Below are 18,586 nucleotides of genomic sequence, written 5' to 3' on the forward strand. Positions count from 1 at the left end.
CTATGCCACAAAGATAAAAATATATCGTTTTAACATCTGCCGTATTGTCATTATTTCTGACAGCAAAAACAATTCGGAACCGTTCATTGTTACTTTGGCATACGTTTTGTATACTAATTGGTGCAACTCGACAAGAGAAAAAGCAAAGACGAAAAATAATAACAATTAAAATAGTAGAAAATTATGGGAAAAATTATTGGTATCGACTTAGGAACAACCAACTCATGTGTTGCCGTACTGGAAGGTAACGAACCGGTTGTTATTGCAAACAGCGAAGGTAAAAGAACGACTCCTTCAATCGTTGCATTCGTTGAAGGCGGCGAACGTAAAGTTGGTGATCCCGCAAAACGTCAGGCTATCACCAATCCGGAAAAAACTATATTTTCTATCAAACGTTTCATGGGTGAAACTTACGACCAGGTTCAGAAAGAAATCAACCGCGTACCTTATAAGGTAGTACGTGGCGATAACAACACTCCGCGTGTGGATATCGAAGGCCGTCTGTACACTCCGCAGGAAATTTCAGCAATGGTTCTTCAGAAGATGAAGAAGACTGCTGAAGATTATTTAGGACAGGAAGTAACAGATGCAGTTATCACTGTTCCGGCTTACTTTAGCGATGCTCAGCGTCAGGCTACAAAAGAAGCCGGTGAAATTGCCGGTCTGAATGTTCGCCGTATCGTGAACGAACCGACTGCCGCATCTCTGGCTTATGGTCTTGACAAGACCAACAAAGATATGAAGATCGCCGTATTCGACCTTGGTGGCGGTACATTCGATATTTCAATCCTTGAATTGGGTGACGGTGTATTTGAAGTAAAATCAACAAACGGTGATACTCACCTGGGTGGTGATGACTTCGACCACGTGATTATCGACTGGCTGGCAGAAGAATTCCTTCGTGAAGAAGGCGTTGACCTGCGCAAAGACCCGATGGCTTTGCAACGTTTGAAAGAAGCTGCTGAAAAAGCTAAGATCGAATTGTCAAGCACAACAAGCACAGAAATCAACCTGCCGTATATCATGCCGGTTAACGGTATTCCAAAGCACTTGGTTAAGACATTGACACGTGCTAAATTCGAACAGTTGGCAGACAGCCTGATCCAGGCTTGTATCGAACCGTGCCGTCAGTCATTGAAAGATGCAGGTTTGAGTACTTCCGATATCGACGAAGTAATCCTGGTAGGTGGTTCTACACGTATCCCGGCTGTACAGGCTATCGTTGAAAAATTCTTCGGCAAAGCTCCTTCCAAAGGTGTTAACCCGGATGAAGTAGTAGCTGTAGGTGCTGCAATCCAGGGTGGTGTATTGACTGGTGAAGTAAAAGACGTATTGTTGCTGGATGTTACTCCGCTGTCTCTGGGTATCGAAACAATGGGTGGCGTGATGACTAAGCTGATCGAAGCCAACACAACAATCCCGACTAAGAAATCGGAAACATTTACAACTGCTGTCGACAACCAGCCGTCTGTAGAAATCCATATCCTGCAGGGCGAACGTTCTCTGGCTAAGGATAACAAATCAATCGGCCGTTTCCATCTGGACGGAATACCTGCTGCACAGCGTGGTGTACCTCAGATTGAAGTTACTTTCGATATCGACGCAAACGGTATCTTGAACGTATCTGCAAAAGATAAAGGAACCGGTAAAGTACAGAGCATCCGTATCGAAGCATCCAGTGGTTTGAGCGACGACGAAGTAAAACGCATGAAAGACGAAGCTGCAGCCAATGCTGAAGCCGACAAGAAAGAAAAAGAACGTATCGACAAGCTGAACCAGGCTGACAGTATGATCTTCCAGACTGAAAAACAGTTGAAAGACCTAGGAGACAAACTTCCGGCTGATAAGAAAGCTCCTATCGAAGCAGCATTGAATAAGCTGAAAGAAGCTCACAAGGCTCAGGATATTGCAGGTGTCGATGCTGCCATGACTGAACTGAATACAGTATTCCAGGCTGCAAGCCAGGAAATGTACAATGCTCAGAATGCTCAGGGCGGTGCACAACCGGGACCTGATTTCGGACAGCAACAGGCCAACAACAATGCTGGCGGAGCTAAGGACGGTGGCGTAACAGATGTTGACTTCGAAGAAGTGAAGTAAGATAGATTACATTTTCCACATAAGATGAAGAGCGATTGTCGGATTAATTTCCGGCAGTCGCTTTTTTTTTACCAAAACACAACTCACACCCTCTACGTATTTCCTAAAAAGAACGGCTACCAGGTTTCTTCCTGATAGCCGCTCTTTTTTTTCAATAACTCTATGACTCAGAGAATCGAAAAAGCATCTGCATCCTTCCACGCCGGGAATTTAGCACGCAATTCCTCCAAATCACTCTTATTTAATGTACAGGTACGAGTTATTTCCTCCCGTTTGCCGGCATCTGCCAGTTTCTTTCCTTTCGGAGAGAAGATCATGGAATCGCCCCGGTAAGTAAACCCTTTACCATCGATACCCACCCGGTTCACACCGCACACATACGCCATATTTTCAATGGCCCTGGCAGGCAACAATGCTTTCCATACCTTTTTACGGGGTTCAGGCCAGTTTGCTACATATATTAATAGGTCATACTCATTATCCACGTTGCGGCTCCACACCGGGAAACGGAGATCATAACAAACCTGCAAACAGATATTCCAGTCTTTATACTTTATTACCGTACGTTTATCGCCAGCCGTGAAATGCTTATCTTCAGCAGCCATCCGGAATAAATGACGTTTATCATAATAATATTCGTCCCCTTCCGGCGTGATAAAGAAAGCACGGTTAAAATATTTTCCGTCTTCTTTCGCAATAAAACTACCGGCGACAGCCAGATTATATTTAGCGGCCCATCCCTTTATAGTCGGGACAGTCGGGCCATCCATCGTATCTGCCAGCTTTTCCACCTCCATGGAAAAACCGGTTGTAAAGGTTTCGGGAAGTACGGCAATATCCGTTTTCCCACTCACACGCCGGAGTAATTCTCCGTAATAACCAAGATTCTCGTCTCTGTCTTCCCAAATGATATGGGATTGAATCATACTGATACGTAAGCTGTCTGCCATAATAGTAAATTAAACTTTTACGAAATTTTCCGGATGACAAGCTGTCACATCCCGGTAACTTTCACGAATTGTACGAATATCCTTTTCTGCATCCCCGGTTGGATAAAACAATCCTTTAAACCCGGCTTCCTTCTTTGCATAATCAAAATAAGCGATCATGATAGGAACCTGTGCCTTTTCAGCAATATAATAAAACCCTTTCTTCCATTCTTCCACCTTTTTACGTGTACCTTCCGGTGTCACAGCCAGCTGAAAAAGTTTACGTTTATTAAACACCTCAACCATCTGGTCGGTTACCGAAGTCCGTTGATGACGGTCGACAGGCACACCACCCAGCCACGAAAACAATATATTGAACGGAAAAAAGAACCATTCTTTTTTGATTAGAAAACTGGCGTTACGCCCTAATGCCGTATAAAACAACTTTCCGACAATAAAATCCCAATTGCTGGTATGCGGGGCAACGCATATCACACATTTAGGCACATCTTCGCCAACTGGTCCCAGTTTCCATCCGGCCATGCGAAGAAGTGCCTTACAGATCGCTTTCTTCATTATTTTTCTTTACTTAGCTCTCCTATTTCGTTAGCAATAGCGTCGACTTCTGTCTGCAAATCAACTCTAAGTTTACGATAATACTCTTTTACCAGTGTTTTGTTGTCTTTGGCATCCGGAGTTCCGGCACGACGGATAAATTCATCCTGCATATCCAGTATCCTTGTCAACAGAACATCAGCTTTATCTCCCTCTACTCCAGGAATAAATAGCTTACAAACTAATACTTCAGAAAACAGTTCACCTGCTACATAGCTGATTTCTTTCTTTAAAATTCTTCTTTTAGCCATAATTTTCGCATTAAAATATCTACAAATCTACAAAATCCTTTATTAAATAACTCACACCGCAGGAAAAAAGATAAAAATAATGTATCTTTGCAGCTTCAAATTCTCTGATTATAAACAAAATCGTTTATGGATACAAAGACAACAACGCCAGAATATCTCTTTGAAAGCAGTTGGGAAGTCTGTAATAAAGTGGGAGGGATCTACACAGTGCTGTCTACAAAAGCGCACACTCTGCAACAGATGTTTAACGATAAAGTGGTATTTATCGGACCTGATGTGTGGGGACCCGCTAACGCTCCGGACTTTATCGAAGATGATGCTCTGTTTGCTGATTGGAAAAAACATGCAAGAACCACTGACAAACTAAAAATGAAAGTCGGACGCTGGAACGTACCTGGTACTCCTCCGGTGGTATTAATCGACTTCAAGCCTTTTTTCAGTGATCGGGACGCTTTCTTTTACTCCATGTGGGAAAACTTCAGGGTAGATTCGATGCACGCTTATGGCGACTATGACGAATCCTGTATTTTTGCCTATGCAGTAGGAAAAGTGATTGAAAGTTTCTACAACTTCTATAATCTTTCCGATAAGAAAGTTACAGCACTGTTCAATGAATGGATGCTGGGTATGGGAGCGCTTTATATCAAAAAGCAAATCCCCGCCATTGCAACCCTGTTCACTACTCATGCTACATCTATCGGCCGTTCCATTGCCGGCAACAACAAAGCATTATATGCTTATATGGACGGATACAACGGCGACCAGATGGCGAAGGAACTGAATATGGAGGCCAAACATTCGCTGGAAAAGCAAACCGCTCACCATGTGGACTGTTTCACGACAGTCAGCGATATCACTGCCCGGGAGTGTAAGCAATTACTGGACAAGGCTCCGGATATTGTTACCCCGAACGGTTTTGAGCCCAACTTCGTTCCCGAAGGAAAAGAATATACCAAGAAACGTGCAGAAGCTCGCAAGACATTGATCAATGTAGCCGAGAAATTACTGGGATGTCCCATCTCTCCGGATGCATTGCTCGTATCGACCAGCGGACGGTATGAATACCGCAACAAAGGGATCGATGTCTTCATCGAAGCCATGAACCGTGTACGCAATTCAGGAGAATTACAACGTGAAGTCGTTGCCTTCCTGATGGTTCCGGCCTGGGTCCGCGACGCACGCGCCGACCTGAAAGAGGTGATTGAAAAAAATATTCAGACCACCTCTCCCATGCAAATGCCTTTTATTACCCACTGGCTGAATCTGATGGATCAGGACAAGGTATTAAATTATATCTCACACGCAGGATTCACAAATCAGGCTTCCGAAAAACTGAAAATAATATTTGTGCCCTGTTACCTGGACGGACGCGACGGAATCTTTAACAAGCCCTATTACGATCTGCTGATCGGTATGGACGCAACTGTATATCCGTCATACTACGAACCCTGGGGATACACTCCACTGGAAAGTGTTGCCTTTGGCATACCGACAGTAACGACCAATCTGGCCGGCTTCGGCCTTTGGGCGGAAAAAAGTGTCTCCGGCAAAAACATCAGCGAAGGTGTGGCTGTTATTGAACGGACAGACTTCAACTATTTCGATGTTGCTGATGCTATCACTGCTTCAATCCTCTCACTCGTCAAGAAAGACAAAAAAGAAGTTGAAGAAATACGCAAACGCTGTTTTAAACTGGCAAAGCAGGCTGAATGGAGTAAATTCATTGTTTTCTATCAAAAAGCTTTCAGCGACGCATTGGAAGCTGCAACTAAAAGAAACAGTTAAACATAGCTCATAATTAGCAAGATAATTCTATCTTTGCCACAGTTTTTTACATCTTATTAAAAGTTGAATCATTTTAAATCTCACAATAATGAAAATCAAGGCGAATAACGCAAACAGTCCGATCTGGAAGGACGTTTATTCACATTCGATGCTTCCCGAAGCATTACAACCCTTACACGAAATGGCTACTAATTTGTGGTGGGTATGGAATCATGAAGGAGCTAAATTATTTGGAAAAATCGACAAAGACCTTTGGGTATCTACGGAAGGTAACCCGGTGCTTTTACTCCAAAGCTTATCATTCAAACGTATTGAAGAAATCCAGGCCGACAAAGTATTGATGGCCGAAATCCAGGAAGTTTACGCCAGCTACAGAAAATATGTGGACGTAAAACCGGATGCTACTAAACCGTCTGTTGCATATTTCAGTATGGAATACGGACTCACCAACGTGTTGAAAATATACTCCGGTGGTCTGGGTGTTCTGGCAGGTGACTACCTGAAAGAAGCCAGCGACAGTAACATTGATCTGACAGCTGTAGGTTTCCTGTATCGTTACGGATACTTTACACAATCACTGTCTATGGACGGACAGCAGATTGCAAACTACGAACCGCAGAACTTCAACTCTTTACCTCTTTCTCAGGTAATGCAGTCAAACGGCGAACCAATGGTATTGGAAGTACCTTACCCAGGTAGAACCGTATATGCTCATATCTGGAAAGTAAGCGTAGGACGTGTTCCTTTGTATCTGATGGATACAGACATTCCTCAGAACAGTGAATGGGACCGTTCAATCACTCACCAGTTATATGGAGGCGACTGGGAAAACCGTATGAAACAGGAATACCTGTTAGGTATCGGCGGTATCCTGATGCTGGATAAACTGGGTATCAAAAAACAGATCTATCATTGTAACGAAGGCCACGCAGCATTGATCAATGCTCAGCGTCTGGTTAACTATATCCAAAACGACGGACTTACTTTCAATCAGGCATTGGAAGTTGTACGCGCTTCTGCTCTTTATACAGTACATACTCCGGTTCCTGCCGGACACGACTATTTTGACGAAGGCCTGTTCGGCCGCTACATGGGTGAATTCCCCGGTAAGCTGGGTATCAGCTGGCAGGAATTTATCGATATGGGACGCGAAAACCCGGGTTCTAACGAAAAGTTCTCTATGAGTGTATTCGCTTTGAATACTTGCCAGGAAGCAAACGGCGTAAGCTGGTTGCACGGAAAAGTATCACAACGCATGTTTGCTCCGGTATGGAAAGGATATTTCCCGGATGAACTGCATGTAGGATATGTAACTAATGGCGTACACATGCCGACATGGGCTTCTACAGAATGGAAACGTTTCTTCCACCAGCGTTTCGGTGAAAAATTCTTTGAAGACCAATCCAACAAAAAACTTTGGGAAGCTATCCAGAACGTCAACGACGACGATATCTGGGAACTGCGCAAAACTCTGAAAAATAAACTGATCGAATACATCAAAGGCCAGTACAAACAGAGCTGGTTGAAGAATCAGGGAGACCCTGTAAAGGTTGTTTCTATCCTTGAAAAGATCAACCCGAATGCGTTGCTGATCGGTTTCGGCCGTCGTTTCGCCACTTATAAACGTGCACACTTATTGTTCACAGACCTTGACCGTTTGGCTAAGATCGTAAACAATGAAAAATATCCGATCCAGTTCGTATTTACCGGAAAAGCCCACCCGGCTGACGGCGGCGGACAGGGATTGATCAAACATATCGTAGAAATCTCACGTCGTCCGGAATTCCTGGGTAAGATCATCTTCCTCGAAAACTACGACATGCGTCTGGCACGTCACCTGGTTGCCGGTGTCGACGTTTGGTTGAACACTCCGACCCGTCCGCTGGAAGCATCAGGTACATCCGGTGAAAAAGCAGAGATGAACGGTGTACTGAACTTCTCCGTACTCGACGGATGGTGGTACGAAGGTTATAAAGAAGGCGCTGGTTGGGCATTGACCGACAAGCGTACTTACGAAAACCAGCAGTATCAGGATCAGTTGGATGCCGCTACGATCTACCATATATTGGAAACAGAGATCATCCCGACTTACTATGCTAAAAACAGCAAGGGATACTCTCCCGAATGGATCCAGTATATCAAGAACTCAATGTCTCAGATCGCTCCCGACTATACAATGAAACGTATGTTGGACGATTATATCAGCCGTTTCTACAGCAAACTGGCTAACCGTTCCGCTCATTTGCGTGAAGGTAACTACGCTGAAGCCAAAGCTATCGCAGCATGGAAAGAAGAAGTGGCAGAACATTGGGACAGCTTCCAGGTTGAATCATTCACTTGCAGCAAGGATCTGGCTATCGACGGACCGGTTGTAGGCAAAGAATATTCATTCAATCTGGTAATCGACCGCAAAGACCTTCAGGGAATGCTTGGAGCTGAAGTGGTTGTGACCAAAGAAAACTCGGAAAATCATCAGCTTGAATTGCTTTATACAAAACCGTTCGTGCTGAAGAAAGAAGAAGGTTCTAAACTGTTCTTTGAATTGAAAACAACTCCGAGCGAAGCTGGTGTTCATAAAATGGGCTTCCGTGTTTACCCTGTAAACAAAGAATTGCCTCACCGTATGGACTTTGCTTATGTTCGTTGGATTCAGTTATAATAAACAGTTATAGCAAATATGAAAAAGGATGCTTCCATAACGGGGGCATCCTTTTTTCATATTTATTTAATATCCAGGATTCTGTGTCAGATTTCTATTCAGGGAAAGTATATTTTCGGGAATCGGAAAGACAGTCGTATAACCACTGCTTTCTCCCGGTAACTGCGGACGGCTGCTATAGGTCCGTGTAAAAAGACCAAAGCGGACCAGATCCTGCCTCCTCCACCCTTCCCAGGCAAATTCCAGTTGACGTTCGGCCAGTATATTATCTAAAGTAGCCTGACGGTCCGGTATTCCGACACGGGAACGGACCTGATTCAACTCTGCATCCCCGTTTCCCCCGTTACGGACCAATGCTTCACTTTTCATCAGCAAAACATCGGCATAACGGAACAGCACAATATCATTATCCATCAGCTTCCCGTCTTTAGTCGCCGTTTTATCGATTGCATATTTCTTCATACGGGCACCCGCCACCTTCTCAAACGGTTTGCCGGATATATCCACATCCACCTTCCAGGGCAGATATTCCAACACCTGCCCGGTATCGAGCCGAACGGTATCCCCATTCAGATCAAGCACAACACCGGCAAAATAGCATTTACTGAAACGAGCATCGACCGAATCCGTATCATAACCGAAAGTCCGGAGTGCTTCTATTGTAGCGGCAGAGCCATTCTCACCGGATAATCCGTAAGCCTTCGCATGATTATAATGACGGGAGCGAAACAGGTATTGCATCTGGTTCGTATAAAAATTCTTATCCATCGGAATCGTAAAGATATTCTCTACAGAGGTTTCGTTAAATACGGAAAAGTTCTCTTCATAAGTACGTGACAACTGATAACCAAGCGCTGTTATGGAATCGCAATAAGCGATCACGGTTTCCCACGCATTCAACCGTTGACCGCCGACTTCAAAAAACACACTTTTTCCATCCGGCTGACTTCCGGTCGTCCAGTTATTATTTGTGTAAACTTCGGCATTCAAAGCCAGTTTAGCCAACAGAAAATAAGCAACCGGACGTGTCAAACGCCCGTAATAGTCACCGAGCTGGTTACTACGCTCCGCACTTAGCAACGGTGCTGCTTCCTGCAATTCTTTTACCACAAACTCAAACACTTCCTGCCGGGTACTCTGCTTTACATCTTTCATCGGAGTGGATGACGACAATACAAGCGGAACACGTCCGAACATATCCACCAGGTAATAATAATACATGGCCCGGAAAGCACGCACCTCAGCCATATAAGCCGGGATATACCGGTTGTTCGTCTGCTTATAAAATTCGTCCAGACGTTCCAAAGACTTATTGCTCAACACAATCACCTTATACAAATACTCCCAGGTCGCCCGTATGGCATCACTGCTGACACCCCATTTATGCAGAAACAAACCTTGCCAGAAACCACCGTCATACCAGTCACCGCCACGGGTCGGAAGGATCGCCTCATCCGTCGTAAAGGTATTCAGGTCATATATTCCTCGGTAAGTTCCCTGTAATCCCTGGCTATCGCTGTAACCACCTACATAATTATAAAGCGTTGCAACCGTGTTCAGGTAGACCGAAGTGGCATTATCATAGGCTTCCTCTTCCGAAATTTGATCTCGCGGATTCTCTTCCAGGAACTTACTACAGGAAAGAAAAGTAAAACCGCACAAAATATAGGATAGTAAAACTAACTTCTTCATCACTACTAATTATTAAAATTGAAAACTCAAACCGACCGTATAAGAACGGTAAACCGGATAATTCCGCTTATCGTCTATCCCCAGCGTATTATTCACAATATAACTATTGATCATAGGAGTCAGGCCGGAATAGCCGGTGATCGTTGCCAGATTATTGACAGAACAGGACAACCGCAGGTTCTGCACATATTTCTTCCACTTGCCCAGCGGGACATTCCATCCCACGGTCAGATAGTCAAAGTTGATGTAATCACCTTTCTCCAACCAGTAATCCGTTGCCGTCTGATCCTTTATATTCTGCTCCGGAGCACCTTGCATCACATTGTAATCAGGGAAACTGCCCATATTCATATAAGTAAGGGAAGTCCCGTTGTATATCTTATGCCCGAAGGCTCCGTTTATCTGTAAAGAGACATCGAACTGCTTGTAGCGGAAACTGATATTCGATCCCAGCATCGTCTTGGGAGTCGCCTGTCCGGCAATGTAACGGTCTTCGCCATCTTCCAGATTCACACCATCGCCATTCAGGTCGGCAATCTCATATCTGTAACTACCATCCTCCTGCTGTGTCAGCCCGGTACAATGAGGAAGATAAAAGACACCTAAAGGCTGTCCGACAATCTGATAGACGATATGGTTATAACCTCCGTGGAAACCAGCGCCATTCAGATCGGAGATACTGGTATATTCCGGTGCCGACATCTGTTCGCCTTTGTACATACCGCTCAGGGACAGGAGTTTGTTCTGCTGGAAAGTAACGTTGACATTGATGCTCAATTCCATATCTTTCGTTTGCAAGGGAGTAACGCCGAAACCCAGTTCGACACCGCTATTCCGCATCGAACCGAGGTTTGCCAACAGTTTATTGTAGGCAAAAGGCGGAACGCTCACATCATAAAGATAAAGCATATCGCTGGTCTTCGAATGATAATAATCGACAGTCATCAACAGACGGTTACGGAAGAAACCGACATCTATCCCTGCATTCACGGTACGTTTTACTTCCCATTTCAGGTCGGGGTTGGCATTCCGGATTACCCCCATCGTTACCGTCGGGCTACCTCCTACCGATACCACGCCATTGGGTTTCACCAGTTGCAGGGAGTTATAAGAATCGATCGCATCCTGATTACCGGAAAGACCGTAGCCGGCACGCAGTTTCAGATTATTCAGAAAAGTGAACTGTTTCATAAAATCCTCCTCCGTGATTATCCAGGCAGCTGAGACAGAAGGAAAGAACCCCCATTTATTATTCTTGCCGACTTTGGAGGAAGCATCCGCACGGGCATTGACCGTCGCCACATATTTCCCGGCATACATATAGTTGACACGTCCCAGAAAAGAGCTCAACCGTGGGTCTTCATAATAAGAGTTCGTTCCCTCCCAAAGACGTACGGCCCCTGCCTGCAAATTATTATATCCGAATTTATCCGTTGAGAAATTCGTAACAGTTGTATAAAATCCGGTCAGGATATTCTTCTGAGCTTCCGCCAGTCCAAGCGCATCCAGGTGATGCTTTCCCCAATCATTCGAATAACTCAGCAACAAATTACCCAACAAGTCCTCCATCTTCCTTTCTCCTTTATAGGCTTGTCCGTGCGCCCATACCGTGGTCGGCAGATACTGAGAGTTATCTATTATATTATATGTATAGGAACCGAAGGCTGAAAACTTAACCTGTTTGCTCAGATTGACCGTAAACTTCAGATGGGTATTGAAATGGGCATTCGAATCATCATCTTTCACCTCCAGCCAGGCAAGCGGATTGGTAATCTGACTGGCATTGGTTACCCCGTTCCATGCTCCGGTCTGCTCGTCCCGATGGTTCGGGAATGTCGGATTAAACGCGGCTGCCGAATAGAAAGTCTTCTGGATATCATTCAGATAACGGTTCTTTTGCAGGGAACCGAAGACACCCAGGTCTATCTTCAACCGATCATTGAAAGCACGCTGGGCGATATCCAGTTTAACGGTAAAGTTCTGGAAATCGTTTGTCCGTACCACGCCGTCCCGGTCCATAACACCGAGGGAAGCACGATAGTTGGACGTTTCAGAGCCTCCTCCCAAAGCTATATGATGATTCTGCACAATCCCGGTCCGGGTTATCTCATCCGGGAAATTCGTATTATAACCCAGATCCAGTATGTCGATATTACGTTCGGAAGCCACCGCCCGGAAATCGTCTCCCGACAGCATCTTCATATTCTTATAGACAGCCTCCACCCCAAAACTGCCATCGTAACTGATACTGAAAGCGCCGCCTTTCCCTTTCTTCGTCGCCACCTCGATCACCCCCGAAGCACCACGCGAACCGTACTGTGCCGTCTCGGAAGCATCTTTCAGGATAGTAAAACTCTCGATATCCGCCGGATAAATGGAACTAAGCGTATTCAGGTCGGAAGAAACGCCATCGATAATGACCAGCGGGTCGTTCCCTCCGGTCAGCGAAGTCGTTCCCCTCACCCGGACAGCACTCAGTGCAGCCGCCCTGTTTGCTCCGGTAGAGATACTGACCCCCGCCGCCTGTCCGCTCAAAGCGTTCAGCGAACTAGAGACAAATCCCTTGTTCATACGTTTTTCGGAAACTTTATCAACAGAACCTGACATGGTCCGCTGATTCCCCATTGCATATCCAACGGCTATCTCATCATCCAGCCGTATGGAATCAGGTACAACCGTCCTGAATGTATCCGTCGGTAACGGAGCGACCTGCGCCTGCCCTTCAATCCCCCGGACAGCTAATAAAAATATCGGAAATATGAATAAAGAAGAATAGAACTTAACCATATGCATATCGATTTAAGATTGTGAACCCCTTTTCAATAAAAACTACCGACCGCAAGGGATTGTTCATAAATATAATAAATGTTTTTAAATCAATGCTTATTTCTGTAATATTACTTGTATTGGCAGGTTCAGAATTAATCAGATATGAATTTAAACTATAACATATCCCCACTGCTATGGGGATATTCCCCCATTGTAATGGGGATTATTCCCCTCCTATAGGGGGAAAATTCCCCACACAAATAAAAAAAGTGGGGAATTTCTTACGATGACTCAAATAGTATCAGAAGCGAGTCCATTCTTTCTAAACAAGCCTTCCCCCTGTCCCCCATTTAGTGATAATTAATAGTCCTCGCAAATAAATTATTTACGGAAATATTTCTTTATTCAGCAATACATTGTACCTTTGTCCTCGTTAAAAAAGAAAGTATTATTATAAGTAATAACATATAAAACTTATTATTATGTCTAAAGTAACAGTTGTTGGCGCCGGTAATGTAGGTGCTACTTGCGCAAATGTTCTTGCCTTCAATGAAGTGGCAGACGAAGTTGTAATGCTTGATGTTAAGGAAGGCGTTTCCGAAGGCAAAGCAATGGATATGATGCAGACAGCTCAGCTGCTGGGTTTCGATACTACAGTTGTAGGTTGCACAAACGACTATGCTCAAACAGCAAATTCTGATGTTGTTGTTATCACTTCAGGTATTCCCCGTAAACCGGGTATGACTCGTGAAGAGTTGATCGGTGTAAACGCTGGTATCGTGAAGAGTGTAGCTCAGAACATCCTGAAATATTCTCCGAATGCAATTATCGTAGTTATCTCTAACCCGATGGATACAATGACTTACCTGTCATTGAAATCTCTGGGCTTGCCGAAAAACCGTATCATCGGTATGGGTGGCGCATTGGATAGCTCTCGTTTCAAATATTTCCTGTCTCAGGCATTAGGATGCAATGCTAACGAAGTAGAAGGTATGGTAATCGGTGGTCACGGTGATACTACAATGATTCCGTTGGCTCGTCTGGCTACTTACAAAGGTATCCCTGTAAGCAAACTGCTGAGCGCTGAAAAATTGCAGGAAGTTGTTGCTTCTACTATGGTTGGTGGTGCTACACTGACAAAACTGTTGGGTACTTCTGCATGGTATGCACCGGGTGCAGCAGGAGCATTCGTTGTTGAATCTATCATCCACAATCAGTGCAAAATGGTTCCTTGTTCAGTTTATCTGGAAGGAGAATACGGCGAATCAGATCTTTGTATCGGCGTTCCTGTTATCCTGGGTAAAAACGGTATCGAAAAGATCGTTGAACTGGAACTGACAGCTGAAGAAAAAGAATTGTTCGCTAAGAGCGCTGCCGCTGTTAAGGGAACAAACGCTGCACTGAAAGAAGTAGGTGCTTTATAATCAAGAAACAAACTCGTTGATTATATAGTAAAGAGGATAGCTCCATAGAGGTTATCCTCTTTTTTTATGAGAATATATATAACTTTGATTTTACCTTTTTTACAGATACATAATACATATCTTTTCCATACCGGAAAAATATGGAGGAGCCTTTATTATTTTATCATTATCTTTACCTCAAAAAGTATTATGATCCGTCCAATGACATTGCATGATATCGCCGAGATCGTTGCGATCTATGCCCACTACGTGAATAACACGGTAATCACCTTCGATACGGAAGTTCCATCCGAAGCGGAAATGCGTCAGCGGCTGGCTCCCGTCATAGAAAACTTTCCGGCATGGGTCTGCGTTGAAGACGGGAAAGTTATCGGTTACTGCTATGCCCACGAATGGAAAACCAAGAAAGCCTACAACACAACCGTAGAAACGACTATCTACCTGCATCCCGACTATCCCGGCAGAGGATACGGCCGGTCATTAATGAACCAACTGATCGAAGACTGCCGCAACCGCTCATTTCATGTGCTGGTTGCCTGCATCACCATCCCCAATGCCCCCAGTGTAAAACTACACGAAAAGCTACACTTCAAACAAGTCTCCAGCTTCCATGAAGTAGGCCGCAAATTCGACCGTTGGCTGGATGTGGCCGACTATGAGCTGATTATTGAGTAATCACTCAACAATTTCTCTTTTGGCAATAGAAAGCATATATCCTATATCCGGCAATGTTTTAATAGCCAGGCTATCATCCACTAGCAAAAGAGTTCTCAATTTCGATATAAAATTATTCAAGCTAGCTTCATAAAGATCACAATCATTCCAAATTTCCTTATAAAAACAATTACGGGAAACCACTTCGCCTTGTTTTTCTATTAACAATAACAATATTTGATATTCAGTTTTACTAAGCTTCTTTATCAGTCTATTGTCAACAAGCAAATCGCGAGTCTCCTTATTCAATTGCAACCTGCCAAAAGGAACCAAGCATGAAGGTCCTGGAAAACAGGCATATTGCCGGATGTAGACAATCAGTTCTTCCATATCAAACGGCTTTTTAATATATACTTTTCCACCAGCCTCTATACCTTGAGCAATCTCATATCCTCTAACATGCGACGAAACAAATAAAATAGGAATTGTAATACCACGGGACTGTATCTCAGAAGCAAACTCAATCCCATTATCTTCCCCCATTTCAACATCCAACACTATTATATCGGGTTCAAAAGAAAGAACTGCATTTACTGCTCCATATAAAGACGATTGAAAAATGGCCTCCATCTCTTCCTCTTTTAAAAAAGACACGATCATATTTCCTAACAAAATATCATCATCGAAAACTATTACTTTTATTTTTTTGTCTGTATTTAGCATGGCAACGTTATAAAAAATGTACAACCTTTCCCCTCTACACTTTGAAAAGCGAGAGAGCCCCCCATATCCTTTATCACCCGAGCTGTATATAACAATCCCAAACCATGCCCCCTAGGCTGATTGTGGTGATCGCCTCTGCAAGATTGGATAAAAAGTTTTTTTGTAAGTTTGGCAGGTATCCCCCATCCCGTGTCTTTTATTGTAATAGTATATTCATCAGAACTGTTTTCAAGAAAAATCTCAATCGCCACATTTTCATCGGAATACTTTAATGAGTTATCCAATAGATTTGTAATGCAATTTCCCAAGTAAAAAGGATCTACATTAACCCATTCGGTTGTCAACTCATTTTCTATTGATAATACAAAATGCTTATCAGAGTAGAGTCTAGATAAATTACCTACGACGGAATTTATCAATCCTACCAAATCAACATATTCTTTTTTATATGAAATTGGTAGATCTCTCATTTTCAAAACTGATAATAAAGTTTCAATCGCATTACTCAATGTATACAATTGTGCTTTACAATTCAAAAAAGACTGTTTCTTCGCCTCATCGCATTCTTTACCTGCAAATCTGGAAATGAGCAGATAAGTTAAATTCAAAGGAGATTTCAAATCATGTATGGTTCCATATATAGCCAACATATTCGATTTCAACATCTTTTCTCTTTTCAATATATTAAGCAACAAATAAATCAGACATCCGATACTAATCACCATTGCCCAACATGAGATATCATTAATTCTTTTCATTTTCCCTATAATAAAAGAGGAGGGAATAACTGTCGAACATTGCAAAGATAAAGCATCAGAAATTTTTATACACGGAGAGATATAAACATAATCATCTTCTTTTTTCACATCGCATCCGATAGTATTGACCATCCGCCCATTTTCATATAGCTCTAATTTATAGATGAACATAAGATTGAGCGCATCCAAACGCTTTTGCAAATATTTATCCATTTCAAACAGATCAAAAGGCAAAGAGCCGACTCTCTCCTGTTGGACATAGATATTCAACAGGTTGTTGAAAAACAGGGAGTAATCTTCATAATAAGTTTTCTTCATATTATAAATCCAGATCCCCTGATTTATAATGATTGACAGGAAACCTACTATAAGGATGATGCTCGCAACTTTCATATACTACAAAATAGATACAAATATAACCAAAAAAAACATCTTTGATTACTCATTTATGATATAATGGTTAGATCGCATAATACCAATGAATAGTAATTTTGCCTCAATTTAAAATTCAACAATATGAAAAAAAATTATTATTTATCTATTTTAGTGCTAATTGGCACAGTGTTATTTTCTTGTCAGTCCATATTCGACGAAGAAAGTAAAGTTTCAAACAATCCTCAAGATTATATCGGACAACTCCACAATGAAGGTATGGATTACATTTTAGATGAAATAACCCAGTTACCTAAAACAAAATCAGGAATAAGACCTGTTGACATCTCATATATCAAGCAAGCAACTATTTCTTTTATGAAGAAGAAAGAACTACTTAATAATAAAATCACGAAATCGACAGACAACTATAATCTCCCTGATTCCATTAATTTCTCCGATGTAACTATGACTAATATTCAAAAAGATTATCTCATACGTTTGATCGATATCCTATCGGTTCCCAAAGAAGCTGATTTCAAAAAAATAACCAATAATATAATTGAATTTGAAAACGAAATATTACAAAATGAAGCTATTAGCGATAATGAAAGTTTTCCTATCTCATGTGGATGTTCTGTTGCTCGTTATTCTGCAATATATTGGACTGAAAATCTAGAAAAATGGAAAGTCGAAATCATAGGGATAAAAAATTCCCAACAAAAAATCATTACAACGAAAAGCGGAGATCCTGAAGAAGGTTTTTGGGATGGCGTATGGGATATAGCGAAAGAAGATGCGATAGGTGCTGCTTTGGGAGCTCTGGGAGGAGCAGGCATAGGCGGAGTAGGAGCTGTACCAGGAGCCATAGGTGGGGGATGTATCGCTTCTGGTACAGAAGCTGCTCACAAAATATTTTAAATTACAACAAGATGAAAAATATAATAAAATGGACTCTATTCGCATTATTTATCTATGCGTTCTTTTTTCTATCAAACATAATAATAGAAAGAGGAGATAACAATCTTAGCTATCTTCTTTATAGGAGCCTTATGTTCTCTTTTCCCTGTTGTTTCTTTTTTATAAATGTCACAAGATATATACAGAAGAAAAAAATAATACTCAAAGAATTATATATTAATTCTTTTTTATTTTACATCATACAATCATTAATATTCTATAAATTAAGTATTATAAATGATCTAAAATCGAACTATCTATTATCCAATATAGAAGCATTAATTCTAACTTTCATAATTCTATTAATTATAATAGGTACTGTAAAGTATAAAACAAACAAGTAACTTTAATCTAAATTAGTCTATTCTGTTTTATAAGAATAGACTAATTATTTTATCTAACAATTACTAATGAAAAGCAGATTGTACATTTCAAATAAATGGGAAACAAATCTATTACCAAGCACTTTATTAACCTGTTTATTATTTTTCTACCCCTTGATAACAAATAATATTAATTATGGATATCTAAAAGAAATATTTGTTTTCAGTATTAGTATAATATTCATTTTACATTATCTACTATTCAAAAACCGAATATTCATATACATATATGATATTTATATAGCTATAGGGATAACATACATTATTTTTAATATTAAGAACTGGGATAATGACACTTATGTAATCATCTGTTACATTATTCTGTTTTTCTGCATATCAAAGACACGATGGAATATTAATATCCTACTCATTATTATTTCAATAAGTACAATACATGCTCTCATATCAATATACAACAATTATACATCACCTTTAATTGGCATAATGAGAAACTCCGGCATAACGGGTATATATCTGGCCATAACTTATCCGATTGGATTCTATTTCTTATT

At 41.9% G+C, this 18,586-nt stretch carries 13 protein-coding genes; 6 read left to right on the forward strand and 7 right to left on the reverse strand.

The window, feature by feature from the left end; all coding sequences use genetic code 11:
- Positions 1–183 precede the first annotated feature (183 nt).
- Positions 184–2,100 (forward strand): molecular chaperone DnaK, encoded by a 1,917-nt coding sequence (gene dnaK / locus C825_RS22940; protein WP_007653744.1) that lies wholly within the window; start codon positions 184–186, stop codon positions 2,098–2,100.
- A 167-nt stretch (positions 2,101–2,267) separates the two neighbouring features.
- Here dnaK and C825_RS22945 read toward each other — a convergent pair whose 3' ends face one another.
- The 3 genes from C825_RS22945 to C825_RS22955 are packed head-to-tail and all read right to left on the reverse strand — an operon-like array spanning position 2,268 to position 3,895.
- The gene (locus C825_RS22945) at positions 2,268–3,050 is read right to left on the reverse strand and encodes an amidohydrolase (protein WP_007653745.1); all 783 of its coding nucleotides are present in this window, start codon (positions 3,048–3,050) and stop codon (positions 2,268–2,270) included.
- A gap of 9 nt (positions 3,051–3,059) precedes the next feature.
- Complete coding sequence (locus C825_RS22950) at positions 3,060–3,605, reverse strand: lysophospholipid acyltransferase family protein (protein ID WP_010800338.1); 546 nt, start codon at positions 3,603–3,605, stop codon at positions 3,060–3,062.
- Complete coding sequence (locus C825_RS22955) at positions 3,605–3,895, reverse strand: hypothetical protein (RefSeq protein WP_007653753.1); 291 nt, start codon at positions 3,893–3,895, stop codon at positions 3,605–3,607. Before C825_RS22955 ends, C825_RS22950 begins: the two co-directional genes overlap by 1 nt.
- 126 nt (positions 3,896–4,021) lie before the next feature.
- Here C825_RS22955 and C825_RS22960 point away from each other — a divergent pair, with 126 nt between their 5' ends.
- Both C825_RS22960 and glgP read left to right on the forward strand, forming a co-directional pair.
- The gene (locus tag C825_RS22960) at positions 4,022–5,680 is read left to right on the forward strand and encodes a glycosyltransferase (protein ID WP_007653756.1); all 1,659 of its coding nucleotides are present in this window, start codon (positions 4,022–4,024) and stop codon (positions 5,678–5,680) included.
- A gap of 88 nt (positions 5,681–5,768) precedes the next feature.
- A complete protein-coding gene (glgP, locus tag C825_RS22965) occupies positions 5,769–8,339 on the forward strand; it encodes an alpha-glucan family phosphorylase (RefSeq protein WP_010800339.1) in 2,571 nt (856 codons plus the stop codon).
- A gap of 66 nt (positions 8,340–8,405) precedes the next feature.
- Here glgP and C825_RS22970 read toward each other — a convergent pair whose 3' ends face one another.
- Together C825_RS22970 and C825_RS22975 are read right to left on the reverse strand one after the other, a co-directional pair.
- On the reverse strand, positions 8,406–10,031 hold the full coding sequence (locus C825_RS22970) for a RagB/SusD family nutrient uptake outer membrane protein (protein ID WP_010800340.1): 1,626 nt from the start codon (positions 10,029–10,031) through the stop codon (positions 8,406–8,408).
- Positions 10,032–10,043: 12 nt separating this feature from the next.
- A complete protein-coding gene (locus tag C825_RS22975; protein ID WP_010800341.1) occupies positions 10,044–12,818 on the reverse strand; it encodes a SusC/RagA family TonB-linked outer membrane protein in 2,775 nt (924 codons plus the stop codon).
- A gap of 464 nt (positions 12,819–13,282) precedes the next feature.
- Here C825_RS22975 and mdh point away from each other — a divergent pair, with 464 nt between their 5' ends.
- Entirely contained in the window at positions 13,283–14,224 is a 942-nt protein-coding gene (mdh, locus tag C825_RS22980) for a malate dehydrogenase (protein WP_007653761.1), read from the forward strand.
- Between the two features lie 189 nt (positions 14,225–14,413).
- Complete coding sequence (locus C825_RS22985) at positions 14,414–14,899, forward strand: GNAT family N-acetyltransferase (protein ID WP_007653762.1); 486 nt, start codon at positions 14,414–14,416, stop codon at positions 14,897–14,899.
- On the opposite strand, the gene C825_RS22990 is transcribed toward C825_RS22985, so the two are convergent.
- Positions 14,900–15,601, reverse strand: a complete 702-nt coding sequence (locus C825_RS22990; RefSeq protein ID WP_010800342.1) for a response regulator transcription factor — start codon at positions 15,599–15,601, stop codon at positions 14,900–14,902.
- Positions 15,595–16,677: a sensor histidine kinase gene (locus tag C825_RS22995; RefSeq protein WP_224264474.1), complete on the reverse strand. Its 1,083-nt coding sequence runs from the start codon at positions 16,675–16,677 to the stop codon at positions 15,595–15,597. Before C825_RS22995 ends, C825_RS22990 begins: the two co-directional genes overlap by 7 nt.
- Before the next feature lie 198 nt (positions 16,678–16,875).
- On the opposite strand from C825_RS22995, the gene C825_RS23000 reads away from it, so the two are divergent.
- Positions 16,876–17,652 (forward strand): hypothetical protein, encoded by a 777-nt coding sequence (locus C825_RS23000; RefSeq protein WP_010800343.1) that lies wholly within the window; start codon positions 16,876–16,878, stop codon positions 17,650–17,652.
- Positions 17,653–18,586: the final 934 nt, after the last annotated feature.

Source organism: Parabacteroides sp. ASF519 (assembly GCF_000364265.2).
In the GTDB taxonomy this organism is placed as follows: domain Bacteria; phylum Bacteroidota; class Bacteroidia; order Bacteroidales; family Tannerellaceae; genus Parabacteroides; species Parabacteroides goldsteinii.

What these genes read in the sequence shown, in the direction of transcription:
- dnaK (WP_007653744.1), top strand. Translation starts at nt 184, where the DNA reads ATGGGAAAAATTATTGGTATCGACTTAGGAACAACCAACTCATGTGTT.
- C825_RS22945 (WP_007653745.1), bottom strand. Translation starts at nt 3,050, where the DNA reads ATGGCAGACAGCTTACGTATCAGTATGATTCAATCCCATATCATTTGG.
- C825_RS22950 (WP_010800338.1), bottom strand. Translation starts at nt 3,605, where the DNA reads ATGAAGAAAGCGATCTGTAAGGCACTTCTTCGCATGGCCGGATGGAAA.
- C825_RS22955 (WP_007653753.1), bottom strand. Translation starts at nt 3,895, where the DNA reads ATGGCTAAAAGAAGAATTTTAAAGAAAGAAATCAGCTATGTAGCAGGT.
- C825_RS22960 (WP_007653756.1), top strand. Translation starts at nt 4,022, where the DNA reads ATGGATACAAAGACAACAACGCCAGAATATCTCTTTGAAAGCAGTTGG.
- glgP (WP_010800339.1), top strand. Translation starts at nt 5,769, where the DNA reads ATGAAAATCAAGGCGAATAACGCAAACAGTCCGATCTGGAAGGACGTT.
- C825_RS22970 (WP_010800340.1), bottom strand. Translation starts at nt 10,031, where the DNA reads ATGAAGAAGTTAGTTTTACTATCCTATATTTTGTGCGGTTTTACTTTT.
- C825_RS22975 (WP_010800341.1), bottom strand. Translation starts at nt 12,818, where the DNA reads ATGGTTAAGTTCTATTCTTCTTTATTCATATTTCCGATATTTTTATTA.
- mdh (WP_007653761.1), top strand. Translation starts at nt 13,283, where the DNA reads ATGTCTAAAGTAACAGTTGTTGGCGCCGGTAATGTAGGTGCTACTTGC.
- C825_RS22985 (WP_007653762.1), top strand. Translation starts at nt 14,414, where the DNA reads ATGATCCGTCCAATGACATTGCATGATATCGCCGAGATCGTTGCGATC.
- C825_RS22990 (WP_010800342.1), bottom strand. Translation starts at nt 15,601, where the DNA reads ATGCTAAATACAGACAAAAAAATAAAAGTAATAGTTTTCGATGATGAT.
- C825_RS22995 (WP_224264474.1), bottom strand. Translation starts at nt 16,677, where the DNA reads ATGAAGAAAACTTATTATGAAGATTACTCCCTGTTTTTCAACAACCTG.
- C825_RS23000 (WP_010800343.1), top strand. Translation starts at nt 16,876, where the DNA reads ATGAAAAAAAATTATTATTTATCTATTTTAGTGCTAATTGGCACAGTG.